Here is a 19,522-nt window from a genome sequence, read left to right as displayed (position 1 = left end):
TCAGGTCGACTGGCTAAGGCAAGCCTTGGTCCTCGCCAGTGTTTTTTCGCCTGCGCGAGTTATTTAGAGAGTGTTAGGCCTGGTTCATGGACCAGATCCAACGACCAGAATTCGAGACTGTGCTCTCGACCCTTCACCAGAGTTTTGCTGGTGAGCGTGGCGTCGGCCGGGCCTTTTGGGATAAGGGCCTGATCGAGCGCGTGGAGTCCCACGCTCTCACTCCACATCGCCTCAAGGAGGCTTGTGGATTGGTGCGTTCTTACGACTGGGCAGAGCGCTATGTGCTCGAGGCCTCGGATCTGCATGAGGCCTGGAGTCGATCCCTCGAGGTTCTGACCGCCACCAACAATCTCTTGGCTTGGGCCTCAGAGTTGGGGTTGATTTATTCCCGCTCCACCAGCTGTGATTGAGGGGATTCCAAGGACGCCGCTAGAGCGTTGAGCGCCACTCGCTGAGCAACTGGTAGCGCCATTCCGGCCTGATCAGTTCGCTGCGAAACACCGCGAATTGGTGCTGCGGGAAATCTGCCTCAGCCATGGCCTTGGCGTGCTGCCGATTTTCAGCGACGACATGAAACCGGCCGAAGTCTGCCGGCCCGGAGTGAAAGACCTCATAAATGTGGTTCATCGCGTCCTTGGTCTCTGACCTAGGCCTAGCAACGCAATGGGAGCGATGTCAGTCTTTCAGCTCAGGTACCAGCGCACGAGCGCCATGACCTGGCCGGCAGGGCCATAGCCGGTGAGCCATTCACCAATCAGCGCGGCGGCGAAACCGAGCATGGCGACTCGGCCATTGAGTCGCTCGACGCCACTGAGAGCCGAGACGTCCCAAGGCCTTGGTGACGTCATGCTCTTGCCGAAGGACTCAACCGGTTCGTAGCGGAACTCCTGTTTGTTCATCTCGAGCGGGTTTGGCTGACTCAGAAGCAGAAGGGAAGGTACTGGGTGTGGCAGGTGGCGTAGCCGTCGATCAGAGGACCAAGGCCGATCTGGTGAGCAATGCCCTGACCGGTGAGGCCTTCAGTGATGACTCCGATCACGATGCCCAGCATCGCCATCCGGCCGTTGAAGCGCTCGACGTCTTGGAGTTGTTGCTGGTGGATGGACTCTTCAGCGCGGTGCTGGCACCACTGATCAGTGACTTGGTTGTTGTTCATGGTTGTTGAGGGGTGGGTTGAAGCAGAGAAGCGGCGATCCAGCTGGCAAAGAGAAGCAGTGCGGTCAGTGCCATCGTTATTTGCGGGTGGGGCCCAGATCGGTGGGCCGAGAGAGAACGAACACCACCCCTGCGGTGAGGAGTACACCCACCACAACCATCGCTGTGATGGCCATTCCGTAATCGGATTCCATGGCGGTGTTGCGAAACGTAAAGCGACTGTAACCGTTTGTAACCGGCCTTGGCAAGCCGTCCGGATCGCCTCGACAGTCCCATCAGTTGATGCGCCTCGGTCTTGTTCCGCTTCCTGTTCAACCTCCTCTGGTTTGTCCTGGGTGGTTTGGTGATGGGCCTGGGTTGGTGGTTCGCAGGCTTGCTCTGCGCCATCAGTGTCGTGGGCTTGCCCTGGGCCCGCTCTTGTTTTGTGATCGGGAACTTTTCCTTCTGGCCCTTTGGTCAAGAGGCAATCTCACGCCACGCTCTAACGGGCCGCCGCGATTGGGGGACTGGGCCCCTGGGGAGCGTGGGGAACGTGATTTGGTTTCTAGTTGCGGGTTGGTGGCTGGCGATTGGTCATCTGGCGTCAGCCTTGGCTTGCTTCTTGACGGTTGTGGGCATTCCCTTTGGGCTGCAGCACATCAAGTTGGCGCTGATTGCCTTGGCTCCCATTGGGATGACGGTCGTTCCGAAGCGTTGAGCTCGGTTCGTCCCAGAGGGAGGCTTTGAGTAGGCCTGCGATTCCCCAGATCAGTTCAATGGGATCGGTGAGGAGCGGCACGGAAGCAGGGCTGGGTCCCTCTCCATAGCGACGTCAGTGCATCTGGGTTGGGGGAGGCTGGGTTCTGTTCAGCTTTTGCTGCCCCTTGTGTCGCTGGGCGACTCTGTGGCTAGGACGAGGGTCCACCTCTTGCTTGCCATGCTTCGGCGCTATCAGGTCTGGAGCTGTAACTCCTCCGCCGGTGGCACGCGCTCAGTGCAGGCGGAAAGCCGTGAGCAGGCGATCGCCCTGGCGCGGCGTTCCCATCTGAGCGGGCCCTTGGTGGCGATTGATGCGGAGCTGATGGAGTTAGCGCACCCGGCCGCTCGTGAAGGAGGCGACCATCCAGGCCATCAGGCTCAACACGGCGGCTCCAAACGCCAGAAAGGCCAATAAGACGTGTTCCATGGCTCCCTTCTAGGACGCATGCCCGTGAACCGTTGCTCGTGGTTAACCCCTTTAGCCCTGGCTGTCCTCTGCAGCACCCTGACGCTTGAGGTCAAGGCCCACGATGACCATGGCGCGGGGGCCCTTGGTGTCGAGGTCACGGAACTCGCCAACTCCAGTCGGGAGTGGGATGGACAGACCTTGCCTCGCTATCCGTCCGGTCAGCCCCAGATCAAGGTGCTGAAAATCACGATTCCTTCGGGGGTGCGTCTGCCGCTGCATTGGCATCCCGTGATCAACGCTGCTGTGGTTCTCAAGGGTGCCTTGACCCTGGAATTACTCGATGGCTCTAGTCACACCTTCCGTCAGGGAGAGGCCTTGGTTGAGGTGGTCAATACCGTCCACACCGGGCGTGCCCTGGGGACTGAACCGGTGGAGCTCGTGGTCTTTTATGCGGGCGTAGAGGGTTCCCCTACGACGGTTTTGACAACGACGGCCCAGCCCCCGCATTAGCCCCAAAGGAGCTGGCGGCCTGGTGCCACATCAGCAAGGTCGCGAACTCGCGGTTGGCGCGCTCGCTATCGCTGGTGCACTGCTGCCGGAGCCAGGCACAGCGCGCCAGATGCGCTAAATCGGAGGCCGGAAGGCTGATGGGGACTTCCCTTGCAGTCGCTTAAGCCTGCCAGATTTGCCTGGCTTCTGCCGCGTCGGTTGGTGTTTTGACCAGGCAGGATGCAGCTGTTGCGGCGAGGCCGGTGAAAGAGATCAGTCTTTGGGAATGGCTCCTGCGCCTCTCCGGCAGGGTTGCGGCTGTCTCTGGGGTGATTGGCCTCATCGTCTGGCTCACTTGGGTGATGCTCGACGTGAAAAACATGCAGTCGGGCTTCACGCTTCCGTATTGAGGACGCCTGGGGTTGAGGGGCGGGCCCGCTCTGTCGGGCCCGCGTTCTCATGGATGCTGACGGCGCAGGGTGTCTTCCTCTGCGGGCGCCAAGGCGCTCCGCCAGCCCTGTGATCTTGGCCTCGCTTCGAGCTGGGGCAGCGTGCTCATTGCTACAACCAGATCTTTAAAAATGCTGAGAAACGCCAGCCAGAACCATCTGGGGCGGCTGACTCACGGGGGATCGCTGGGCTGGTTTGATCATCATTCCCCCAGCTCGAGTGTTGCCCATGGCTGATTGGACGCCTACCCCTGAGCAGCGGGATGGAGTGATCGCGCGCACGCTGGAGTTCTTCCGCGATGAGTGCGACGAGCTGCAGCAGGAGCTGGGTTGCCCTGGTGAATTCATCTCCGAGTTGCTCACGGCCTTGGCGCAGACCTACGCCGAGTGAACTGCCCCCATCTGGGGGTAGGCCCTCCGCCTTCGGCGGTTCGAGAGTGAATCCATCAGAAGACAGGAGGGCGTGATGAAAGCCCTGAACAAGCCTGGAGTTGGTCAGCCAGGGCCCAGCGATTGCCTGGGTTCCACCTGCATGAAGTGGACGGCTAGCGGCGAGCTCTCGGAGCTGGATCTCCATCGGGTGATGGAGCGCCTGGCCCGCGTGGATTGCAACCTGGCCGAGGCTGACCGCACAACACCAAAGCGCTAGTGCGGGTGTGCTGGCGCTAGGGACAATGGCAGCAGCTTTTTTCAGATCGCCTGCGTGGATACGGGGGTGATTCGAACGGTGAACCCCCATAGCGTCACTGGCGTTGTGAAGCCCTCTTCCCCCAGCAGATGTTCAGCGGCTTGATCCTGGTCCCGGTCCTGTTCGCCTTTTTTGGCTTGTCAGAAGACGACACCGACCAGTTGTTTGGTAAGCCCAGCGACGGGAGGCTGCCGGCCCATGAACGCTGTCTCAAGGCCAGTGATTACCAGGGCTGCATGGATTATCAGCGGCGCCAATCTGACGATTAAGGATCCCGCTTAGGTCACCAGGTGGGTGGCAAGGTCGATGGCCAGCCAGGCGGCGGTCAAGGCGACCAGTAAGGGCAGAACACCTTTGAAGGTGTCGATCACCTCATGGCGGAGGTGGCCTTCGGGGTGGACCTGATGCTCAGGCGATCGAATCATTTCGGCCTGGAGGGTGGAACTCCTCCAGGGCTAAAAACGTCGACGCTGCGTTGGCATGAGCACATTGGCTTAGATGGTGGCGCTCCAAGGTCCGGCAGTCGCCCTTGCAACAAACCCTCCAGCGTTCGGCGGGAGCGCTAGAGGGTTGTTGTTGGGGGCCTCAAGGGGGGGCGGCCCCCGTTTGGAGAGCGGGTTGGTACTCGACCGCCTCCAGACCCTTTATGGCTCTGTGCCTTCGCGAAAGGCCATAGGCACATTGACGGGTTTTAAAAGATGCCCAGGGTCTTTTTCTTGCAGTAGCCCGCCCCGATGTTCATCCAGCCGGAGCGGCAGGGTTGGCCATTGGTGGGTGCCACTTGGTAGTAGATGGGCGAGACGCAATAGCTACCCAGGTCGTTGACATAGCCGAGTGGGCATTGGTCGTGCCCCGCGGCCTTGGGAATCCGCTTTTGTGCCCAGCTCGGGCTCGGGGCTGTCAGGGCAACCAGCAGCAGACAGCTGCCAGTCAGATTGAGGGACGTGCGCTTCAAGGGGCCAGGTTCCACTGGGATCAAGCTAGGAAGCCTGCTGGGACCCGGCCGCAAGCTGATGGCTGCGGGCGCAGAGCAGCGCCTCCTGCCTGGTGAGGCACAGCTCCACGCCGATGAAACGGGTGACGGCGAGCCGTCCGAGGCGTTCCCGGTAGCGCTCCTGGGGAGCGGCGATGATCACCCGTCGTCCCTGGCGTGTGGCATCCCGGCAGACCGCATCGATGGCTAGCGACGCCGTGACTCCCAGATGGGAGACGGCTGTGAGATCCAGGATCAAGGTGGCGTAGGCGGCGCTCTCTTGAAGCAACTGGGTCAGGTAGCGGCTGGCACCAAAGCTCAGGGGGCCCGCAAGGTTCAAGAGCGCGACTTCACTGCCAGCCTCCCGCAGGAGGGCTTGCTCCTCGGCATTGAGTCTGAGGGCGGAGGGGCCGTTGGGATCGCCATCGCCGCCGGCGATCCGTTGGCTTGTTTTGTGCAGGGCATCGGCCTGGTCCTTGATGGTGATCACGTTGGCGATCGAGACCCCGATCACCACGGCGGTGACCAGGTCCCAAAAGACCGTGAGCAAGAGGACCAGCCACATCAGCCCCGTGGCTTTCCAGGAGAGGCGTGGGGCGCGCTTCAGGAAGCTCCAGTCCACGATCTCTAGGCCCACATGCAGCAGGATTCCCCCGAGTACGGCCAGGGGAATGCCAGCGGCGAAGGGGCCCGCTCCCAGGGTCACGATCAGCAGGGCCATCGAGTGCACCATCCCCGAAAGGGGAGTCCTGCCGCCGGCCTGCACGTTGGTGACGGTGCGCATTGTCGCGCCGGCTCCAGGCAGGCCCCCCACAAGGGCGGCGGCCATGTTTCCGAGCCCCTGGCCGATCAGTTCACGATCGGAGCGGTGTTGGGTGCGGGTGATGTTGTCGGCGACCAGGGAGGTGAGCAGCGAGTCGATGGAGCCCAGAACGGCGAGGGTGATGGCATAGCCGCCCAAAAGCCGAATCTCATCGAAGCGCAGTTCCGGCCAGCGCAGGGTCGGCAATCCCTGGGGTATGGCACCCAGGCGGGGGATGGATTCCTCTGGCAGCAGGGTGCTGAGCGCCGAGATCAGGACCAAGGCCACCAGTGGAGCGGGGATCCAGCGGTTCCAGCGCCGGGGGTAGGAGCGGATTAGTGCAAAGGTCAGACAGCCGACCAGCAGGGCTAGGCCGTTCAGGTTGGGGAGCTGAGCCGGCAGCGCCGCCAGGATCTGCGGGATCGTGCCCTTGAGGTTCAGCCCCAGCAGGATCGGCAACTGGAGCACCACCACGATCACGCCGATCCCTGACATGAAGCCCGAGATCACCGAGTAGGGCATCTGCACGATGTACTGCCCGAGGCGAAACACCCCAAACAGCACTTGCAAGATGCCAGCCAGAAGCGCCACGGTGAAGGCCACGGCAAGGCCGGCTTCTGGCCCGTACCGACCAACCAGTGCCGTGATGACCGCGGCCATGATCACGGTCATCGGACCGGTGGGTCCTGAGACTTGGGAGGGGGTTCCGCCGAGGGGAGCGGCGATGAATCCCAAAACAATCGCGCCCCAAAGGCCCGCGATCGCACCCGCTCCGGAGGTCAGGCCAAAGGCCATGGCCAGCGGTAAGGCCACCACGGCGGTGGTGATGCCACCGGTGATGTCTCCTCGCCAGTTCTTCAGCCAGGGTTGGCTCCAGGTGCGACTGAGCCGCCAGACCCTCGACTCAGGGGGCTCGCGGAATGGAGAACGCATGCTGCTGCCGCCGTGAGTCCTTCAGGATGCCAAGGCTGGAGTAGCCGTCAGCTGCTTCGCATGGAGCTGTGGGGTGGGGGCCAGGATCAGCAAAGAGAGGCCCCCGAGTTGGAGAGCGGCGACAAGGCGATCGCTTCCAGCATTGTTATGACTCCGAGCCCTTGGCTCCTGTCATGAGTGGAAGTGCTTAGACGCACTAGCTGTCAGTTGCTTTTGGGAGAGGGCCTGGGCGGCATGGGGCGCTTGCGAATCGTCAGCGGGCGATTGCCGAATTGCCGCCTGGCCAAGGTGAAGGCATGGCCCTCGCTGAAGGCAATCAGGTGCAGTTCTGAATCCCCATCGGGGAAGTGAACGGTGAGATCAAAACAGGGCACAACAGATGCCGATCAGTCATATCTCCACGTCGTAGCCATGGGGGATGGCTGGTGTCAGCTATTCAGGCACTTCGCTCTCTTTTTGGTGGCGCGGCTGATAGCCCTGGGCCTGGGCTAGGTAGCGCAACCAGACCTGGCTTTTGCGATCGGGCATCCCTGCTGCTCCAACCAGGCCCAGCGGCCCAAAGAGCAGGCCGGCCCAAAACCAACGGGCTCCCCGCCTGGCTTTGGCGCGGGCGATGGAGGCGGAGATGAAGCCGCAGGGCAGGCAGACCATCAACAGGCCGATGACGTAGCCCATGGCCGAATGCATCACTGCTCTTCTCTTAGCAACAGTTCCTGGATGTCTTCAGGGGACGCTTGGATGGATCGAGCGCTGAGGGCCTGATGCCAGCACTGCAGAGCGGATGGGTTGAACTCGCTGTTCTGGCGTTGGTCTTTGTGGCGTTGCAGATCTGGTGGCTCAGCGCCATCACCCGCCGGCGGCGTCTGGCGCGGCCGTTGACAGAGCAGGAGTTTCGCCAGGTGCTCGAGCGAATTTGGCTGAAGCGATCCCCTACTGATCGCTCCTGATCGCACAGGTCAGGGCGCAGGCGTGCTGGTCCTCGACCATGCGCCGGAGCTCGTGATCCCGCAAAAGCAGCATCAGCCGGGTCCCTCCCATTCCTCCGATCGCCGTGCCCGTTTGCTCGCTCACCCACGCGCCCGCCGACTGCAGGTCGGGGAAGAGGGTCGGGCACAGCCTCATCAGACGACCAGCCAGGCCTGTGCTAATCCAGCGCTCATGGGCTGAGCGTTTGACCTGCTCCTGGATGTTTTGGGCCATGGTCATGGGGAGCAGGAGGAGACAAGGATTGGAAACTCACCTCTTGCATCCGGACTAATCGGCTCAAGCCGCCGCCGCCCAGGGAATTAATACCTATTCCTTTCGTTTTTCTTCCGAATTGTCCCCGTATGGGGCGGCTTGAGCCCTCTTCAGGGCTTTGGCTGGCTTGAGCCAGCGTGATTGGGGAAGGGGTGGGTGCTGCTGTGGTCTCCCCCCTCTCCGTAGTGCTCTAGGTAGGAGAGCCCCACTGTGCGCAGGAGCATTCCACAGGCGTGGGGATCGGCGCCGTACTGCTTCTGCCAGTGTTCGACCAGCGCAACGACGTCTTGATAGCCGCTGTTGAGGAAGTCCTCAGTTGGTTCCCAGGGCACGGTTGTACGGACGGTGGAAGGCGAGTGTTTTCACAGCTTCTCAGCAATTCGAAAAGGCGCGCTGTCTTGTCATGAGCTGTGGTCATGCGGCCTCTGGGCACCATCCCACCTGGAGTTCTCGTCTGGTGAGCCAGTGCTGGCACTTTTTAGTTAGGTGTTCGCCTTGGTCAAGCTGTTTGGATTGAAGCTTGCAGCCGAGCAGGGTTCGGCAATGGGCGTCGGTTCCGTAGGTGAAGTGCTGGCAAGTGATGCAGACCCGTCCTGATCGGGAGGCCCGCAGCAGCTTGGCCTCCATGAATTCCCATTCGTCCATACGCTTCGTGCGTGGTACACCTGTACTACTCCTGGTTGGGGTTTGGCGCAAGGGCTGTGCCTTGTCCTTGCCGATTTGAAGCTTGAGAATGAAGCACTTCGCGGGCTGACGATGGCGACGGATGGATTGGCCGAGCGCATCGACGCGATTTTTGAACGTCATATGGACGCGGAGCTGGCGGGAGATTTGGATGGCACGTTGGGGACGATGAGCGCCAATCCCCATCTGGTGAATGTCCCGACCATGGTTGGTGGTTCAGGGGCTGAGGGTGTTCGCCGTTTTTACGCCAAGCGGCTCGTTGGACAGTTTTTCCCGCCCGATGTGATCTTTACGCCGATCACGCGCACCCATTCGCCGGAGCGTCTGGTGGATGAATTGGTGATTCGCTTCACCCATACCCACCGCATCGATTGGATGCTGCCGGGTGTGGAACCCACGAATCGGAGGGTCGAAGTGGCCTTCGTGGTGATCGTTGGGATTGAAGGAGAGACGGTCAGTTACGAGCACATCTACTGGGATCAAGCCACGGTCCTTGTTCAGTTGGGGTTGTTGCAGCCAGAAGGTCTACCCGTGGTGGGACAGGGCGCCGTCGCCAAACTGTTGGACCCGTCCTTGCCGGATCCGTTCTTCAACGAGGCTTGAAGCAGAGGTGTGGGATCGCTGATCTCTGCAGTGACGGCAACAGTTGCGGATCGTTGTTGCCGTGACATTGGTTGCAGTCGACCGAGTCCTCATGCTTCGGATGTTGACGTTTGCCGCCAGCCTGTTGGTGCTGAAAACGGCGATGGAGCTCTGGCTGGCTGAATCGCTCCTCAGTGCAGCTCCTTCGCAGCGTTCTTTGGCCTAGGTCGGGGCCAGCGCTGCAAACAGCTCCCGGATGGAGTCGAGGTCCAGATCCGTGTTGATCAGGACCGAGGTTTCGAAGTCCTCTTGAAAATCGCTCAGGCTTTGCTGAATTTGCTCGGAGGTTCCCTCGCCGGGCATTGGGGCAGTCGATTGGCCTTGATCATCCCGAGACAAGATCCGCCAGAACGCGAGCACGCACTGCTGCCCTGGTGTCAGCTGGGTTCCTCCGAGGGACCAGGGGTAGACCGAGGCAACGTCTTTGATCTGTTGCCAGCTCGAGTGGCTGCTGAGCTGCTCATCAACGCTGGAGAGCGCCTGCAGAAAGTCTTCTTCCGACATGGCTCTGCTCGGTTGCTCTTTGCATGTTGGCTGTCTTGGGCCAACGCAACAAACTCCCCAGCGGCAGGTGGAGAGGCGCGCACTGGAGGGTTGTGGATGGGGCGCGTTGCACCGCACCCCTGATGAGGACGGTCCGTGACGTCGAGCCTTCTCCACTGCAGTCATGACTCAGGTGGGGCTGGAGCGGCAAGGGAGGCGATCGACCTTTGTCAAAATCGGGAGATCGCAGACGAGCTCTCCAGTTGGCGCCCTATTCAGGAACCCGTATCCAGGAAACGCCGCAGGGTCTGAGTTATCGCATCGTCTATCAACGGCGTGGTGGTCTGCCCATTGACTGGTTGGATACCGATGGTGATCCGTTGGAAGGGGCAGATCGTCTGAGAGCCCAGGAGGATTCGGCCAGGTTCTTGGCTCAGAAACGCAACACCTTCACCCGCTTTCTGCGGGCTTTCATTGCCGTTCTCTTGGTGGTGTTCAGCTTCAGTCCGGGAGCTTCTCCTTGGATGTTGACCATCGGAGTCTTGCTCTACCTGGAGATCGCCATCAAATCCAAGGAGCGGGTCGGGATCTACAAGGGAATCGCTAGGCAGATTGAGCAGAGGCTCTTTGCGATCGATCAACTGAGCCAGTCAGAGCCTTGAGCAATGGCTCCTAATCTTGCGGGAGCTTGATCAGGATCCATGGGTTTGCAGCTGCACTCCGCAGAGTTCCTGCACGACGACGGAGTGACCTACTGCATCAAGCGCGAGTCCCTCAATCAAGACTTCACGATTTACCAGAAGCAGGGCGGCGAGTGGGTGGATAGCGGCCTGGATCAAGCGGTCAAGGAGCTGAACTTCTCAGAGTTCAAGCGGTTGGGACTGCTGATCAAAACAATCATGGATCAGGACAATTGGATCGCTTGAACCTCCAAAGGCGGAGGCCGCCCCTCCCGGATGGAAGAGACGGCCTAGTTCGCTCGTTCATGCATGGGATGACCCGCTTCGTGAGAAACGAAAGAGTGGGTCGGAGCTGCTGAGGGAGGTCACCTGGGGCCAGGTGTCCAGGTGTGGAGCAGTTGTTTCTCCTAGGGCACCTGTAGCGGTGCAGATGGAGTGCCGACAGCTCAAACGAACACGCTTGTTTGATCTGACGGCCCGCTCACGGTTTGAGAAGACTGTTGGAGCAGGCGCCTTCAGTCAGCTCGCTCCTGACATCTGGTTGGGTGGAGTGTCGGCCATCTGAGGCGTCTCCGATCTCGATGGCCCTAGCTTCAGCCAGATGGAGGGGCAGTGCAATCGGGCTTAATGCCCATTGCCTCGCGGGCAGGAGCGTCCAAGAATGGCAGGTTGCTTGCCCAAGATGACTGCTCTGGGCTTCGCTGGTGCGCGATGAACCGCAGCCCGAGTCGAGCACGTCCGCCGCGTCAGCGTCCCAGACCTCCCCTGCGGCGTTGGTTGGCTCGCTGGAGCCTGCGCATGATCAAAATCGCCTTGGTTGGGCTGACCACCTGCGGCTTGGGATGGGTCTGGCTTGCGATGTACCTGTATTACGAGCGTTTCAAGCGGAGGCGCCTACCGGCTTCAGGCCCACTGCAGCGCTGAGCGAAGTGCCGCTGACCTGTTGTTGGACGGCGAGGGGAAACCGTGATTTATTCAGGCAAAGACGAATGGTCATGCTTGAAACCCACGTGCTCACCTTCTCGATCAATAAGCCTTTCGAGGAGTGGGTCACGACCTATGACTCCTCTGCGTCGCTTCTGGAGGCAGCTGGGATCAAGTGTCTGTTTCGAGGGGTGAGCAAGGACGACCCGACCCAGGTCTGCGCCGTGATGCAGGCTGAAACCGGCGTGATGGAGCAGTTCATCGCGGAGAACGCCGAGATGATTGCGTCCTCCGGCCACATCCTTGAGAGCACGATCAGTCAGGTCTTTCTTTAGGGGGAGCTGCCTAGAAGCCGCGCACGCCCTCAATGCATTTGACGCTGGCTTTGGGCTGCCATTCGGTAATGAGCTCAGCGTTGGCCCTGCACTGCTCCATGTTGGCTTGAGCAACCTTCTCCAGGGCGGCCGTCGTCCGATGCGGTGAGTAGGTCGCCCAGGTGATGATCAGCCAGGTGATGGGCTCCATGAGGATGGCAGCGTTTGCTGAATCCTGGCGGTTGTGGTCTGTTGTCGTGGCTTAATCCCTAGTGGTGCCAGGCGACAGGGTTGCGGCACTCCTGATCCTTGACCACTTCATAGGCCTGCCATAGCCCTTCCACTTCGGCGCATTTGAGGTTGCGGTCGCAGACCCGATAGCGACCGTTGCCGACCGCATCAATCGTGGAGCCGCGGGAGGTGCGGCATATCCGCTTGGGCTCTGCCATCACTGTTAAGCATGAAAAATTGGTCCTAAGGATGATTCTTTCCGTGCGGTCAGGAGTATTTCGGACCGTGACGTGATGCTCCACCAGCTCTTCTTTGTTCCTTCCAAATCGGAGGGCAGCTACCTCGACTACTTCTGTGCTGTCGACAGCGATCCGGCGACAACGGAGATACCGGTGCGGTTTCAGATGCTGAAACAGACTTCTCCCGCTCCTTTTGACACCCTTAAGGAGAACGACTGGGGTCTTCCCCTGCCTGTTGCCTCCGCTGCAATCAGCTGGCGTGAATGGAGTAGAGCGTGATCCCCATCGCTTTAAGGATGAAGTAGCCCGTAAAGCCGAGAACATTCAGGCCGATCACAAAGGCCCAGACGCCCCATGGTTGTTGCTGATCGAGCTTCATTCCCAGACGGCTGCTGGCTTCAGTGTGACCTGCAGCCGACAGCTCCCCGATCGGGGGCCTTGTCGGGAGTGTTGGTTGGGGGGCCGGAATGGGGCCCCCCGTATCGGACAACGGGGGAATGCACTCGCCCGTCTCCTCAGCGGTTATGGCTCAGGATGTTCTTGGGTGTCAACGCAGTGCGTTGTCAGCCGCCAATGGGTCAGGTTGTCCTTCGGTGATGGCCACGGAGCGGTGGTAGATGGCACTCGATCGGTCACCGGCTGATTCCATGGCCCGGCGCATGGACCACCAGTACTGAAGGGTTTCTTCCTTGGTCCACACGGGGGTTTGCAGATCACCCATGGCTAACCCAGGCGGCAGCCGAGATTGATCGTTCCCTCGTCGAGAAGGCGCCCAAGCCGCAGGGCGACGGCGGCCTCATGGCGGTTGAAGCCGGCCTGGTGGTCAGCAATCCAGGAGACCTCGGCCTCGGTGAGTACCCCTGTGGCCATCGAGCTCAGGAAGACAGCGCCTAGCGACATGAGAGACCTGTAACGAAGTCTTTACATTCTGTCTGGCGCGCTCCTGGGCCGCGAGCGGCCTCAGTAGCTGTTTTGCTTCAGGGCGGAAAAGCGCGAAGCGCTCTCCCAGGACCCTGGTGCCGCCTTTTCGCGAGGCTTTCCGGCGTTCTGCAACTGCACTGCGGCGGCACCGGCGACGTAGCAGGCGGCGAAAACGGCGATGAACCCCATGGCTCTTCTTCAGTTGCCTGAGGGTCCCTGAATTCCTCTAGGCCGCGCGTTCGTCCCGAACAGTTCTTTTCTGTTCGGTATTTCTACTTAGGGCTTGGACGATTCAGGCACCTCCTTTGGGCCTTGATCGCTTGCGCACCACAGCAACGGTGGCCCAAAGGAACAGCAGGATGAGGATGACATCTGCAATTGGATCCATCGAACTCCCTCGTCTTATTCACGTTGTAGCTGGGAGTTCAGGGCGTGGAGGCGGGGACTGAGGGGTGCTCTCTCGTCATCCCACCCCTGCCCCTTGGCTTGGTAATCCCGAAGTCTTTCTGTTAATTGATGCGAAAAGTCGCGTATCAATCAACCTTGAGCATCCACTAGATGCAGGGGTCCATGTTCACGATCGAGCTCCTCACACGCCAGGGCTGGAGTCAGACGGAGACGCATGAACAGCGAGAACTTGCTGAATTGCAGGCCATGCTCAAGAGTCAGGCCGATGGAAAGACTTACCGCGTCACAAGCCCTGAATTGAGCATTTTGTGCGTGTTTACCCGGCAGGGCTCGAGCTGTTGGGAGCTCGATCAGCCCGTTGCCGCATGAAGGGATTGCTATGGGAAGGCCGCCCCTCCCAGGTGGAAGTGGCGGCCGACCTCGCTCGTTCGCGCATTGGATCAACGGCGAAGGACAAGACTGAATTGGTTTGGAGCTGCTGAACGGGGCGCCTGGGGCCAAGCTTCCAAGTGGCGGGCCTTCTTGCTCCTGAGGACACCTCTCTGGGTGTGGATGGAGCGTCCCCCGGTCATTGCCGAGATTGAGGACGGGCCCGTGGGTGGATGAGAAAACTGTATGGAGCAGGGGTCTGCAGTCAGCTCGCTCCAATCGTCTTCTGAGGTGGAGTGTCGTCCAAAACGCCTCCGAGGTCGATGTGCTCAGCATCATTCGGATTCATCACCGATGCAATCGGACTAAATGCCCATTGCCTCGGCGGCCAACCCGTTTGAGAGTGGACCCCTCGTCCTTGATTTGAGTCTTCGCTTCGAGAGAGTCGATATGGGTGCCCATTGCAAAGACAAGTTCCACGCGTTCTGGAACCGCTTCCAGAGCAATCTCAAGACCAATCGTTTTCCGGTTGAGCTGGGCGAGGCCGGAACCGCTCGCCGCGCGGCGGAGGTTGAGCGGATCACGCGCAAGCAGACGCCACCAATCGACATTCGTTGATAGGCAAGGTTTTCGAGAGGCGCAATTTTCTTTCGCGCAAGATATTCCACCGCCGGGATTTGTGATGACGGCTACATTTCTTTGGTTTTTTGTAGCTAATTTGTCAGTCTTTTGTGACGCATTGGGTTCAAAGCTGAAGACAAGGAGTGGCTCTAGGACCTCTTGAGCATGGCATTCCCATATCGGGAAGGGTTTGTTTGCAGAGTCTTCTCTCTCTTCATCCAATGTTGAAATTCGTTATTCCTCTTGCGGGTGCCAGTTGTTTGTTCCTGGGCCTTTCCGCTCAAGCCAATCCCCAGTCGCCCATTCCCCTGAATTCTGATGAGTCTGGTGTGGCCTATGGGCCTGCCGTATTTGTCCCTCCCCATGGCGGACCGCGGATGACGGCCCGTGCTGTCGGTTACGGCTTTGTTCGCTCCAACACCCTGCTGCCCCTGGGCGGTTCTGAGGTGATCGACAACCCCGTGCCTCAAAATCTCGCTGATTTGTCTGGTTGGTCGAACGATCAGCTTCAGGCTGGTCTCCAACAGGAATACGACGTGGATGTGGCCGCAGTGGCTCGCTTCCTGTATTCCCCTATGGGTGAGCAGTTCCTGAAAGAGAGCATTCAGGAGAACAACTACACCCCCTACTACAGCCAGCAGAACAGCCTGCAGGCCGTGCGTAGCGCCATCATCCTTGACTCTGCCGACGGCAAGCTGTCGAGCTACGGGATGATGAAGATGTTGCCCACTGACCAGCGCCTGCAGGGCTCAATGAAGGTCTGTGATGTGAACAGCATCGAGAACAGCCAGCAGGCCACCTCGCTGCTCAGCTGGTACGTGAACACCCCGGCTTGCATTGCGGCTTACACCGCTGAAGCACCCGAGCCGGTGCAGCAGCCCGTTCGCGGCCTCTGGTAAATCCTGGGCAAAATCTGTGCTGCTGAAGCGCCCTGTTGGAGGGCGCTTTTTTTTGCTCCTTCATGAACCACGCGGCCTTGTCTGGGTCCTTGCTTTCAAGCCTCGGTTGCCCCAGAGTTTTCTGTGACTCTCCCATCGCGACAGGGAAACGCATGGCCAGCTTTTCGTTGAGATCATTGGTCGCTCTGTCGGCTTTGGCATCCATCACCTCTCCGGTCTGTGCCCAGGACGTTCAGCAGACCTTCGACAAGATCGATCGTTTGCAGAAGGAAGGACCTTCTCTTCAACGAGCCATGAATCTGGCGCGCACCAAGGCAGTCAGCCTGAACGGTGGTCTACGCCACTATGTGCCAGCTGCATGCATGTTCTCGACAACTCTTGCAAGGCAGAGTTGCCTGATCCAATCCGACAGCTTGGGGTTCGTTTTCAGGTTCTCCGGCGGATCTCCCGGTTGGCAGGCGGAGGGCCGTTCCCCTTCTGTCACCACTGAAGTGTCAGTCAGTGCCGATGGCAAAGCGCTGTTAAACATTCAGAACTTGATGAACTAAAAGGCTTGCCCGCCGTTTCCTTGGTGTTGACCAGCCATTGACCTGAGCTGGATCGCTTCCCGATGGCGTTTTGATCGATCGGAGGCATAGAACGCATCCGGCAGACGACGGATCTGTGCCTGGTCACTGGTGACTCAGTCTGCCGAGTGCGCGAACACATGGATTAGCGCACCGTGATACATCCATGGGGTGTATTTGTTGCTACAGTTTTCTCCACGTTCGTCTCCTCTGGGGATGCATGATTTGGCAGCAGGGAACGGGGCTGCCATTTCGAGGCTCACGCCATGAACACACTCGCCCTCATTCGCGCTCAGATCCTCAAGGCCAAGCGTCTTGAGCAGGCCCAATTGGCCGGTTTGGGTCGTGGGGTGGTTCCGATTTTCTGATCGTGTCCACGTGAATCCAAAGCGCCCTTTCTGGGCGCTTTTTTTGTTGCATAGTCTCTCGAGGGTCAGGTGATTGCGAGCTCAGTGCCGTGGGCAGGACCCTCACTCTCCTGATCGGCCTTCCAGGCACTCTGTTGAGAGGCTTGAAACGAATTCTTCATACCTCAAGTCAGCGATGGTTTATCCAGTCCAGTCGATGAATCCGATTGCCAAAACGTCGAAAGGCCCACGTTGAAGCGGTGCATCGATCGAGCACAACAAAGCCCCCGGGCCGACAAGACCGGGGGCTTTGCAGGGTGCGTGGTGGCGACACCAAAGGCAAGCTAACGATCACTCTTGGTCGATCTCGGATCCTCTGCAGATCTGACGCGTTCTTCCTTCAGATGTGTGCACTCGAGATTCCCCAAGGGCTTTGAGCCGGTTCCTGGACAGAGTCGGCCAATGCTTTGACAGCCATGGGGACCTTTCTGCTTGCCGTCCCCGATGGCGAGACTCTCAGCCAGCACGGACTTGCCGTTAACGTTTCTTCACATCCGCCTTGGAGGCTCGATGCTTTCGACTCTCTTCCCGCTTGCTTACGCGGCAGCTGGAGTTTTCCTGCTTGTTCGGGCGTTTGGAATGATGCGGTTGGCGACCAGCGCGGGGCCTTCAGCCCCCAGTCGATCGCTGGATCGGACGGGCCGTCGAACGGTGCACCCAGAGCTGTTGAACGAAGACGGAGAGATCACCAAGGAAGAGCTTTGGGCCGTTCGTTTTTCGGACATGAAAGGCATCGCGTCCTCGGAGAGCTGACCATGACGATTGATGCTCGCTGCAAAGAGCAGCGGCTCGTTGCAGATCAGCTGCTCATGGACTTCAAGTGCACGGCCCCGGGGTCGAGGGAGCAGCTGCGGGCCTTGAATATGTTGAGCTTTTTGATCGGAATGTGGGGTGATTTTCTCAAGAGTGAAGAGAGAAGGCTCAAACTTGCCTCAACTCTCAAGATCACGTCAGCCATCTAACCGTGGTCCCAGGCGTGTTCCTTTGAAGTTGGGGTCACTCAAAATCGAGCAGAGGACAGTTGTGCATTCTTTGCACATCGGTATGTGACGAGACCCTCAACAGGGCCACATCGCTTACCTATCCGCTGCACGATGGAATCAATCATCAATGTCAATGCAGAACATTACACCTGGAAATTCAGAGACCAGCATTCCCCTTGCCATTGTTGGGGCTTTTGTAGCGGCAATACTTTTACTGGGTGCTGTTTTTGTTGTTCCCGCGGGTCAGGTCGCTGTTGTTACGACACTTGGCAAGGTCAGTGACCAGCCAAGGCTCCCAGGCCTCAACATCAAAGTCCCACTTGTTCAATCGATTCACCTCTTTAATGTCCGAACTCAGGTGAAGCCTGAGGCTTTCTCGACCCTGACGAAGGATCTTCAGGTGATCGAGGCGACGGCTACGATTAAGTACGCAGTAAAAACTGAAGAAGCGCCTAGAATCTATAGTACAATTTCTGTTGGTGATGATGGAATCTATTCGCGTATTATCCAGCCTTCTTTGCTCAAGGCTCTAAAATCTGTTTTCTCTAAGTACGAGCTTGTTGAGATTGCCACGGACTGGAACACTATTTCATCAATTGTAGAAGACAGTGTTGCTAGGGAGCTCCAGAAGTTTGATTATGTATCTGTCAAAGGCCTTGACCTTACAGGCTTGAAGATCGCCGAGGAATACCGCTCTGCTATTGAGCAAAAGCAAATTGCCGAGCAGCAGCTGCTTCGAGCGGAAACGGAAGTGAAGATCGCCGAGCAAGAGGCGATCAAGTTCGAAACACTCAACAAAGGACTAAACGAACAGGTTCTCTACAAGCTCTTTCTCGACAAGTGGGATGGAAAGACGCAAGTCGTGCCGGGTCTTGGCTCCAGCACTCCACCCGTGATTGTTGGGCGCAGTTAAACACTGCGCTGAACTGCGCTGACCGTTACTTGTTCAAGCGCGTTGTGGATTCTTAATCCCTCTGTTGGCTAAGTGGTCGTAGTGAATCACCTCTCAGGCGTTTGAGTGGAAGCGGCTCTTAGTGGCGTGTTGAGCGTTCAAGCTGTCGATTGGTGCCGTAATTGCCGCAGTTTCGCTTCAGAAAACTGCGATGTCGATCAGGGTTGCTTTTAGTGGGTTCGGCGGTGATGTTCCGTGCTTGGCGCCCGTTGTCTGGCGTTCTGAGGCGAGCATCTGTCCTGCGCCAGGATTGGTGTAGACGCCAATTGGAACAGCGCTTTTGCTGCCGTTACCGAGGTTTGACCCCATGGATCCAACCAAGAACACCAATTGCAATCCCAACAAGTTCACAGCAGAGGTGGCAGCGCGAAGAGCTGCAAATAAGAAGCGACTAGCGCTCAAATCCAAGATCCAGAGGATCACTCCACTGCCCCCACCGCCCCGTGAGTGGATTGAGGCTCAATGCAACGGCAAGGGGGTGATCTTGGAATCTCGGCCGCGGTCTGCGCCAGTTCGTGGAACAGGGCCGGAGGGACTTCGATGGTGATCCAAACGAGATGACGGCGCAGTTGATGCGGTCTGTCAATCCCAGCACTTCCGAGTCGAGATTGAAAGCCTCCGCTTCTCGATCATTGGCTCGGGAGTGTGCCCCCGTAGACCCTGTTTTCGATCGAGTTCAGGGCTGCATCTTTGCGGAGTTCAGATGGTGATCGAATTGAAATGGGATCGCACCCACGGAGAGCTTGCCTCTAGGAGCGCCCCTGCTCACGCTGGAGCTCGTGGTGACCTTGATCGGGCGCCATTCCTGCCCGATCAGGTTTCTCTATGGGAAGCCTTGACCGATAGCCGCAAGGAATGGGCGATGGTTCCACTGGCGGATTACAGCAAGCGTCTCGATGACCATCCTGTCTTCCGTCGGGGGCAGGTTGCTGAACTCCTGGTCCGGCTTCAGCAGCGCTTAGACAAGCTGCCCAGCAGTATCGATGCTGATGAATTGATCGAGCTTCAAGCCGGTGATCTGTTGCTGATCACACATCTGTTATTGAGGCATCAAGCATGAGGCTCACTCCTGCGGAGGTTGAAATCAACAGCCACCTCGAGGCGGCGTGGAACGCTGCCGTCGATGCCATGCTTCAGCAATGCACGCCAGAAGAAGCAGCACGGATTCAGCTTTGTCTTGAGCACCCCAGTGATGGGACGCAAGCGCTCATCGATGACAGCTTTCATTCATTGGCCATTGGACTGTCGGATGCGATGTGTGTTGTGCTGAACGGTCTGCTCTATCCCGACGACACTGACCCGTAGAGAACATCGGCCACCGAAG

43 protein-coding genes are annotated in these 19,522 nt (G+C 58.9%); 24 read left to right on the top strand and 19 right to left on the bottom strand.

What is annotated here, in order from left to right:
* Positions 1-86 precede the first annotated feature (86 nt).
* On the top strand, positions 87-410 hold the full coding sequence (locus tag ACLM42_RS06925; protein WP_415398613.1) for a hypothetical protein: 324 nt from the start codon (positions 87-89) through the stop codon (positions 408-410).
* Between the two features lie 19 nt (positions 411-429).
* On the opposite strand, the gene ACLM42_RS06920 is transcribed toward ACLM42_RS06925, so the two are convergent.
* Genes ACLM42_RS06920 through ACLM42_RS06910 form a run of 3 tightly spaced genes read right to left on the bottom strand, consistent with a single transcriptional unit; the run spans position 430 to position 1,156 of the window.
* A complete protein-coding gene (locus ACLM42_RS06920; RefSeq protein ID WP_415398612.1) occupies positions 430-627 on the bottom strand; it encodes a hypothetical protein in 198 nt (65 codons plus the stop codon).
* A gap of 56 nt (positions 628-683) precedes the next feature.
* Positions 684-899 (bottom strand): chlorophyll a/b-binding protein, encoded by a 216-nt coding sequence (locus ACLM42_RS06915; RefSeq protein WP_247910635.1) that lies wholly within the window; start codon positions 897-899, stop codon positions 684-686.
* 20 nt (positions 900-919) lie between these two features.
* The gene (locus ACLM42_RS06910) at positions 920-1,156 is read right to left on the bottom strand and encodes a high light inducible protein (protein WP_247910636.1); all 237 of its coding nucleotides are present in this window, start codon (positions 1,154-1,156) and stop codon (positions 920-922) included.
* A gap of 294 nt (positions 1,157-1,450) precedes the next feature.
* Between ACLM42_RS06910 and ACLM42_RS06905 the strand changes: the two genes are divergently transcribed.
* The 8 genes from ACLM42_RS06905 (at position 1,451) to ACLM42_RS06870 (ending at position 4,197) form a co-directional block, all read left to right on the top strand.
* On the top strand, positions 1,451-1,852 hold the full coding sequence (locus ACLM42_RS06905; protein WP_415398611.1) for a YccF domain-containing protein: 402 nt from the start codon (positions 1,451-1,453) through the stop codon (positions 1,850-1,852).
* Between the two features lie 219 nt (positions 1,853-2,071).
* The gene (locus ACLM42_RS06900) at positions 2,072-2,308 is read left to right on the top strand and encodes a hypothetical protein (protein WP_415398610.1); all 237 of its coding nucleotides are present in this window, start codon (positions 2,072-2,074) and stop codon (positions 2,306-2,308) included.
* Positions 2,309-2,344: 36 nt separating this feature from the next.
* Positions 2,345-2,812: a cupin domain-containing protein gene (locus ACLM42_RS06895; protein ID WP_415398609.1), complete on the top strand. Its 468-nt coding sequence runs from the start codon at positions 2,345-2,347 to the stop codon at positions 2,810-2,812.
* A gap of 242 nt (positions 2,813-3,054) precedes the next feature.
* Positions 3,055-3,201: a hypothetical protein gene (locus ACLM42_RS06890; RefSeq protein WP_247910640.1), complete on the top strand. Its 147-nt coding sequence runs from the start codon at positions 3,055-3,057 to the stop codon at positions 3,199-3,201.
* A gap of 268 nt (positions 3,202-3,469) precedes the next feature.
* On the top strand, positions 3,470-3,631 hold the full coding sequence (locus ACLM42_RS06885) for a hypothetical protein (protein WP_247910641.1): 162 nt from the start codon (positions 3,470-3,472) through the stop codon (positions 3,629-3,631).
* Between the two features lie 75 nt (positions 3,632-3,706).
* Entirely contained in the window at positions 3,707-3,889 is a 183-nt protein-coding gene (locus ACLM42_RS06880) for a hypothetical protein (RefSeq protein WP_247910642.1), read from the top strand.
* Positions 3,890-3,943: 54 nt separating this feature from the next.
* Entirely contained in the window at positions 3,944-4,033 is a 90-nt protein-coding gene (locus tag ACLM42_RS06875; protein WP_415398608.1) for a hypothetical protein, read from the top strand.
* Positions 4,018-4,197, top strand: a complete 180-nt coding sequence (locus tag ACLM42_RS06870) for a hypothetical protein (RefSeq protein ID WP_247910643.1) — start codon at positions 4,018-4,020, stop codon at positions 4,195-4,197. Before ACLM42_RS06875 ends, ACLM42_RS06870 begins: the two co-directional genes overlap by 16 nt.
* Positions 4,198-4,206: 9 nt before the next feature.
* On the opposite strand, the gene ACLM42_RS06865 is transcribed toward ACLM42_RS06870, so the two are convergent.
* The 5 genes from ACLM42_RS06865 to ACLM42_RS06845 all read right to left on the bottom strand — a co-directional run bounded on the left by ACLM42_RS06865 (position 4,207) and on the right by ACLM42_RS06845 (position 7,323).
* Positions 4,207-4,353 (bottom strand): hypothetical protein, encoded by a 147-nt coding sequence (locus ACLM42_RS06865; protein ID WP_247910644.1) that lies wholly within the window; start codon positions 4,351-4,353, stop codon positions 4,207-4,209.
* A gap of 266 nt (positions 4,354-4,619) precedes the next feature.
* Complete coding sequence (locus tag ACLM42_RS06860; RefSeq protein ID WP_371820725.1) at positions 4,620-4,862, bottom strand: hypothetical protein; 243 nt, start codon at positions 4,860-4,862, stop codon at positions 4,620-4,622.
* A 46-nt stretch (positions 4,863-4,908) separates the two neighbouring features.
* Positions 4,909-6,636 (bottom strand): SulP family inorganic anion transporter, encoded by a 1,728-nt coding sequence (locus tag ACLM42_RS06855; RefSeq protein WP_415398607.1) that lies wholly within the window; start codon positions 6,634-6,636, stop codon positions 4,909-4,911.
* 203 nt (positions 6,637-6,839) lie between these two features.
* Complete coding sequence (locus ACLM42_RS06850; protein ID WP_247910647.1) at positions 6,840-7,010, bottom strand: hypothetical protein; 171 nt, start codon at positions 7,008-7,010, stop codon at positions 6,840-6,842.
* 58 nt (positions 7,011-7,068) lie between these two features.
* Entirely contained in the window at positions 7,069-7,323 is a 255-nt protein-coding gene (locus ACLM42_RS06845) for a hypothetical protein (protein WP_415398606.1), read from the bottom strand.
* Positions 7,324-7,397: 74 nt separating this feature from the next.
* Between ACLM42_RS06845 and ACLM42_RS06840 the strand changes: the two genes are divergently transcribed.
* Positions 7,398-7,583 (top strand): hypothetical protein, encoded by a 186-nt coding sequence (locus tag ACLM42_RS06840; protein WP_415398605.1) that lies wholly within the window; start codon positions 7,398-7,400, stop codon positions 7,581-7,583.
* Here ACLM42_RS06840 and ACLM42_RS06835 read toward each other — a convergent pair.
* From ACLM42_RS06835 to ACLM42_RS06825, 3 genes are all read right to left on the bottom strand, one after another.
* Complete coding sequence (locus ACLM42_RS06835) at positions 7,567-7,836, bottom strand: hypothetical protein (RefSeq protein ID WP_415398604.1); 270 nt, start codon at positions 7,834-7,836, stop codon at positions 7,567-7,569. The two genes, ACLM42_RS06840 and ACLM42_RS06835, sit on opposite strands and share 17 nt — an antisense overlap.
* Positions 7,837-7,985: 149 nt before the next feature.
* Positions 7,986-8,207, bottom strand: a complete 222-nt coding sequence (locus ACLM42_RS06830) for a hypothetical protein (protein WP_247910651.1) — start codon at positions 8,205-8,207, stop codon at positions 7,986-7,988.
* Between the two features lie 82 nt (positions 8,208-8,289).
* Positions 8,290-8,502, bottom strand: a complete 213-nt coding sequence (locus ACLM42_RS06825; protein WP_415398603.1) for a galactose oxidase — start codon at positions 8,500-8,502, stop codon at positions 8,290-8,292.
* A gap of 129 nt (positions 8,503-8,631) precedes the next feature.
* Here ACLM42_RS06825 and ACLM42_RS06820 point away from each other — a divergent pair, with 129 nt between their 5' ends.
* Together ACLM42_RS06820 and ACLM42_RS06815 are read left to right on the top strand one after the other, a co-directional pair.
* A complete protein-coding gene (locus ACLM42_RS06820; RefSeq protein ID WP_415398602.1) occupies positions 8,632-9,162 on the top strand; it encodes a dienelactone hydrolase in 531 nt (176 codons plus the stop codon).
* Positions 9,163-9,223: 61 nt separating this feature from the next.
* Positions 9,224-9,367, top strand: a complete 144-nt coding sequence (locus ACLM42_RS06815; protein WP_247910654.1) for a hypothetical protein — start codon at positions 9,224-9,226, stop codon at positions 9,365-9,367.
* Here the strand turns inward: ACLM42_RS06815 and ACLM42_RS06810 are convergent.
* The gene (locus ACLM42_RS06810) at positions 9,364-9,705 is read right to left on the bottom strand and encodes a hypothetical protein (protein WP_415398601.1); all 342 of its coding nucleotides are present in this window, start codon (positions 9,703-9,705) and stop codon (positions 9,364-9,366) included. The two genes, ACLM42_RS06815 and ACLM42_RS06810, sit on opposite strands and share 4 nt — an antisense overlap.
* Positions 9,706-9,947: 242 nt before the next feature.
* Here ACLM42_RS06810 and ACLM42_RS06805 point away from each other — a divergent pair, with 242 nt between their 5' ends.
* The 4 genes from ACLM42_RS06805 (at position 9,948) to ACLM42_RS06790 (ending at position 11,623) form a co-directional block, all read left to right on the top strand.
* Positions 9,948-10,346, top strand: coding sequence for a hypothetical protein (locus tag ACLM42_RS06805; protein WP_415398600.1), 399 nt, complete (start codon positions 9,948-9,950; stop codon positions 10,344-10,346).
* Positions 10,347-10,385: 39 nt separating this feature from the next.
* Positions 10,386-10,610: a hypothetical protein gene (locus ACLM42_RS06800; RefSeq protein ID WP_415398599.1), complete on the top strand. Its 225-nt coding sequence runs from the start codon at positions 10,386-10,388 to the stop codon at positions 10,608-10,610.
* 465 nt (positions 10,611-11,075) lie between these two features.
* A complete protein-coding gene (locus tag ACLM42_RS06795; RefSeq protein ID WP_415398598.1) occupies positions 11,076-11,288 on the top strand; it encodes a hypothetical protein in 213 nt (70 codons plus the stop codon).
* Between the two features lie 71 nt (positions 11,289-11,359).
* Positions 11,360-11,623, top strand: coding sequence for a DUF3764 family protein (locus tag ACLM42_RS06790; RefSeq protein WP_247910659.1), 264 nt, complete (start codon positions 11,360-11,362; stop codon positions 11,621-11,623).
* Positions 11,624-11,633: 10 nt separating this feature from the next.
* Here the strand turns inward: ACLM42_RS06790 and ACLM42_RS06785 are convergent, their stop codons facing one another.
* From ACLM42_RS06785 to ACLM42_RS06760, 6 genes are all read right to left on the bottom strand, one after another.
* Positions 11,634-11,813: a hypothetical protein gene (locus ACLM42_RS06785; protein WP_247910660.1), complete on the bottom strand. Its 180-nt coding sequence runs from the start codon at positions 11,811-11,813 to the stop codon at positions 11,634-11,636.
* 58 nt (positions 11,814-11,871) lie between these two features.
* A complete protein-coding gene (locus tag ACLM42_RS06780) occupies positions 11,872-12,051 on the bottom strand; it encodes a hypothetical protein (RefSeq protein ID WP_247910661.1) in 180 nt (59 codons plus the stop codon).
* Positions 12,052-12,322: 271 nt separating this feature from the next.
* On the bottom strand, positions 12,323-12,451 hold the full coding sequence (locus ACLM42_RS06775; protein ID WP_255439396.1) for a hypothetical protein: 129 nt from the start codon (positions 12,449-12,451) through the stop codon (positions 12,323-12,325).
* Positions 12,452-12,619: 168 nt separating this feature from the next.
* Positions 12,620-12,793 (bottom strand): hypothetical protein, encoded by a 174-nt coding sequence (locus ACLM42_RS06770; protein ID WP_247910662.1) that lies wholly within the window; start codon positions 12,791-12,793, stop codon positions 12,620-12,622.
* A 2-nt stretch (positions 12,794-12,795) separates the two neighbouring features.
* Positions 12,796-12,972 carry a hypothetical protein gene (locus ACLM42_RS06765; protein WP_415398597.1) on the bottom strand — a complete coding sequence of 59 codons (177 nt, stop codon included), beginning with the start codon at positions 12,970-12,972 and terminating at the stop codon, positions 12,796-12,798.
* Between the two features lie 60 nt (positions 12,973-13,032).
* Complete coding sequence (locus tag ACLM42_RS06760; RefSeq protein ID WP_247910664.1) at positions 13,033-13,182, bottom strand: hypothetical protein; 150 nt, start codon at positions 13,180-13,182, stop codon at positions 13,033-13,035.
* 381 nt (positions 13,183-13,563) lie between these two features.
* On the opposite strand from ACLM42_RS06760, the gene ACLM42_RS06755 reads away from it, so the two are divergent.
* The 6 genes from ACLM42_RS06755 (at position 13,564) to ACLM42_RS06730 (ending at position 18,159) form a co-directional block, all read left to right on the top strand.
* Entirely contained in the window at positions 13,564-13,770 is a 207-nt protein-coding gene (locus ACLM42_RS06755) for a hypothetical protein (protein WP_415398596.1), read from the top strand.
* 369 nt (positions 13,771-14,139) lie between these two features.
* Complete coding sequence (locus ACLM42_RS06750; RefSeq protein WP_247910666.1) at positions 14,140-14,388, top strand: hypothetical protein; 249 nt, start codon at positions 14,140-14,142, stop codon at positions 14,386-14,388.
* Between the two features lie 224 nt (positions 14,389-14,612).
* Positions 14,613-15,290: an alpha/beta hydrolase gene (locus tag ACLM42_RS06745; RefSeq protein WP_415398595.1), complete on the top strand. Its 678-nt coding sequence runs from the start codon at positions 14,613-14,615 to the stop codon at positions 15,288-15,290.
* Between the two features lie 152 nt (positions 15,291-15,442).
* Positions 15,443-15,838 (top strand): hypothetical protein, encoded by a 396-nt coding sequence (locus ACLM42_RS06740; protein ID WP_247910668.1) that lies wholly within the window; start codon positions 15,443-15,445, stop codon positions 15,836-15,838.
* 1,007 nt (positions 15,839-16,845) lie between these two features.
* Positions 16,846-17,016 (top strand): DUF2973 domain-containing protein, encoded by a 171-nt coding sequence (locus ACLM42_RS06735; protein WP_415398594.1) that lies wholly within the window; start codon positions 16,846-16,848, stop codon positions 17,014-17,016.
* 363 nt (positions 17,017-17,379) lie between these two features.
* Positions 17,380-18,159 (top strand): prohibitin family protein, encoded by a 780-nt coding sequence (locus ACLM42_RS06730; RefSeq protein WP_415398593.1) that lies wholly within the window; start codon positions 17,380-17,382, stop codon positions 18,157-18,159.
* A 177-nt stretch (positions 18,160-18,336) separates the two neighbouring features.
* Here ACLM42_RS06730 and ACLM42_RS06725 read toward each other — a convergent pair whose 3' ends face one another.
* Positions 18,337-18,621, bottom strand: coding sequence for a hypothetical protein (locus ACLM42_RS06725; protein WP_415398592.1), 285 nt, complete (start codon positions 18,619-18,621; stop codon positions 18,337-18,339).
* Positions 18,622-18,901: 280 nt separating this feature from the next.
* On the opposite strand from ACLM42_RS06725, the gene ACLM42_RS06720 reads away from it, so the two are divergent.
* Together ACLM42_RS06720 and ACLM42_RS06715 are read left to right on the top strand one after the other, a co-directional pair.
* Complete coding sequence (locus tag ACLM42_RS06720; RefSeq protein WP_415398591.1) at positions 18,902-19,258, top strand: hypothetical protein; 357 nt, start codon at positions 18,902-18,904, stop codon at positions 19,256-19,258.
* A complete protein-coding gene (locus ACLM42_RS06715) occupies positions 19,255-19,503 on the top strand; it encodes a hypothetical protein (RefSeq protein WP_247910673.1) in 249 nt (82 codons plus the stop codon). The genes ACLM42_RS06720 and ACLM42_RS06715 overlap by 4 nt, the downstream gene beginning before the upstream one ends.
* Positions 19,504-19,522 lie beyond the last annotated feature (19 nt).

This window comes from Synechococcus sp. W4D4, assembly GCF_047716805.1.
Lineage (GTDB): Bacteria > Cyanobacteriota > Cyanobacteriia > PCC-6307 > Cyanobiaceae > Vulcanococcus.
This window is presented reverse-complemented; position numbering and strand designations above follow the sequence as displayed.

Excerpts from the sequence above, each read along its gene's own strand:
- ACLM42_RS06735 (WP_415398594.1), top strand. The coding sequence starts at position 16,846 with ATGCGGTTGGCGACCAGCGCGGGGCCTTCAGCCCCCAGTCGATCGCTG.
- ACLM42_RS06925 (WP_415398613.1), top strand. The coding sequence starts at position 87 with ATGGACCAGATCCAACGACCAGAATTCGAGACTGTGCTCTCGACCCTT.
- ACLM42_RS06765 (WP_415398597.1), bottom strand. The coding sequence starts at position 12,972 with ATGTCGCTAGGCGCTGTCTTCCTGAGCTCGATGGCCACAGGGGTACTC.
- ACLM42_RS06720 (WP_415398591.1), top strand. The coding sequence starts at position 18,902 with ATGGTGATCGAATTGAAATGGGATCGCACCCACGGAGAGCTTGCCTCT.
- ACLM42_RS06820 (WP_415398602.1), top strand. The coding sequence starts at position 8,632 with ATGGCGACGGATGGATTGGCCGAGCGCATCGACGCGATTTTTGAACGT.
- ACLM42_RS06825 (WP_415398603.1), bottom strand. The coding sequence starts at position 8,502 with ATGGAGGCCAAGCTGCTGCGGGCCTCCCGATCAGGACGGGTCTGCATC.
- ACLM42_RS06740 (WP_247910668.1), top strand. The coding sequence starts at position 15,443 with ATGGCCAGCTTTTCGTTGAGATCATTGGTCGCTCTGTCGGCTTTGGCA.
- ACLM42_RS06920 (WP_415398612.1), bottom strand. The coding sequence starts at position 627 with ATGAACCACATTTATGAGGTCTTTCACTCCGGGCCGGCAGACTTCGGC.
- ACLM42_RS06795 (WP_415398598.1), top strand. The coding sequence starts at position 11,076 with ATGAACCGCAGCCCGAGTCGAGCACGTCCGCCGCGTCAGCGTCCCAGA.
- ACLM42_RS06865 (WP_247910644.1), bottom strand. The coding sequence starts at position 4,353 with ATGATTCGATCGCCTGAGCATCAGGTCCACCCCGAAGGCCACCTCCGC.
- ACLM42_RS06880 (WP_247910642.1), top strand. The coding sequence starts at position 3,707 with ATGAAAGCCCTGAACAAGCCTGGAGTTGGTCAGCCAGGGCCCAGCGAT.
- ACLM42_RS06835 (WP_415398604.1), bottom strand. The coding sequence starts at position 7,836 with ATGGCCCAAAACATCCAGGAGCAGGTCAAACGCTCAGCCCATGAGCGC.
- ACLM42_RS06855 (WP_415398607.1), bottom strand. The coding sequence starts at position 6,636 with ATGCGTTCTCCATTCCGCGAGCCCCCTGAGTCGAGGGTCTGGCGGCTC.
- ACLM42_RS06715 (WP_247910673.1), top strand. The coding sequence starts at position 19,255 with ATGAGGCTCACTCCTGCGGAGGTTGAAATCAACAGCCACCTCGAGGCG.
- ACLM42_RS06800 (WP_415398599.1), top strand. The coding sequence starts at position 10,386 with ATGGGTTTGCAGCTGCACTCCGCAGAGTTCCTGCACGACGACGGAGTG.
- ACLM42_RS06900 (WP_415398610.1), top strand. The coding sequence starts at position 2,072 with ATGCTTCGGCGCTATCAGGTCTGGAGCTGTAACTCCTCCGCCGGTGGC.
- ACLM42_RS06750 (WP_247910666.1), top strand. The coding sequence starts at position 14,140 with ATGCCCATTGCCTCGGCGGCCAACCCGTTTGAGAGTGGACCCCTCGTC.
- ACLM42_RS06840 (WP_415398605.1), top strand. The coding sequence starts at position 7,398 with ATGCCAGCACTGCAGAGCGGATGGGTTGAACTCGCTGTTCTGGCGTTG.
- ACLM42_RS06755 (WP_415398596.1), top strand. The coding sequence starts at position 13,564 with ATGTTCACGATCGAGCTCCTCACACGCCAGGGCTGGAGTCAGACGGAG.
- ACLM42_RS06745 (WP_415398595.1), top strand. The coding sequence starts at position 14,613 with ATGTTGAAATTCGTTATTCCTCTTGCGGGTGCCAGTTGTTTGTTCCTG.
- ACLM42_RS06780 (WP_247910661.1), bottom strand. The coding sequence starts at position 12,051 with ATGGCAGAGCCCAAGCGGATATGCCGCACCTCCCGCGGCTCCACGATT.
- ACLM42_RS06790 (WP_247910659.1), top strand. The coding sequence starts at position 11,360 with ATGCTTGAAACCCACGTGCTCACCTTCTCGATCAATAAGCCTTTCGAG.
- ACLM42_RS06915 (WP_247910635.1), bottom strand. The coding sequence starts at position 899 with ATGAACAAACAGGAGTTCCGCTACGAACCGGTTGAGTCCTTCGGCAAG.
- ACLM42_RS06910 (WP_247910636.1), bottom strand. The coding sequence starts at position 1,156 with ATGAACAACAACCAAGTCACTGATCAGTGGTGCCAGCACCGCGCTGAA.
- ACLM42_RS06870 (WP_247910643.1), top strand. The coding sequence starts at position 4,018 with ATGTTCAGCGGCTTGATCCTGGTCCCGGTCCTGTTCGCCTTTTTTGGC.
- ACLM42_RS06810 (WP_415398601.1), bottom strand. The coding sequence starts at position 9,705 with ATGTCGGAAGAAGACTTTCTGCAGGCGCTCTCCAGCGTTGATGAGCAG.
- ACLM42_RS06760 (WP_247910664.1), bottom strand. The coding sequence starts at position 13,182 with ATGGGGTTCATCGCCGTTTTCGCCGCCTGCTACGTCGCCGGTGCCGCC.
- ACLM42_RS06775 (WP_255439396.1), bottom strand. The coding sequence starts at position 12,451 with ATGAAGCTCGATCAGCAACAACCATGGGGCGTCTGGGCCTTTGTGATC.
- ACLM42_RS06785 (WP_247910660.1), bottom strand. The coding sequence starts at position 11,813 with ATGGAGCCCATCACCTGGCTGATCATCACCTGGGCGACCTACTCACCG.
- ACLM42_RS06885 (WP_247910641.1), top strand. The coding sequence starts at position 3,470 with ATGGCTGATTGGACGCCTACCCCTGAGCAGCGGGATGGAGTGATCGCG.
- ACLM42_RS06770 (WP_247910662.1), bottom strand. The coding sequence starts at position 12,793 with ATGGGTGATCTGCAAACCCCCGTGTGGACCAAGGAAGAAACCCTTCAG.
- ACLM42_RS06730 (WP_415398593.1), top strand. The coding sequence starts at position 17,380 with ATGCAGAACATTACACCTGGAAATTCAGAGACCAGCATTCCCCTTGCC.
- ACLM42_RS06845 (WP_415398606.1), bottom strand. The coding sequence starts at position 7,323 with ATGCATTCGGCCATGGGCTACGTCATCGGCCTGTTGATGGTCTGCCTG.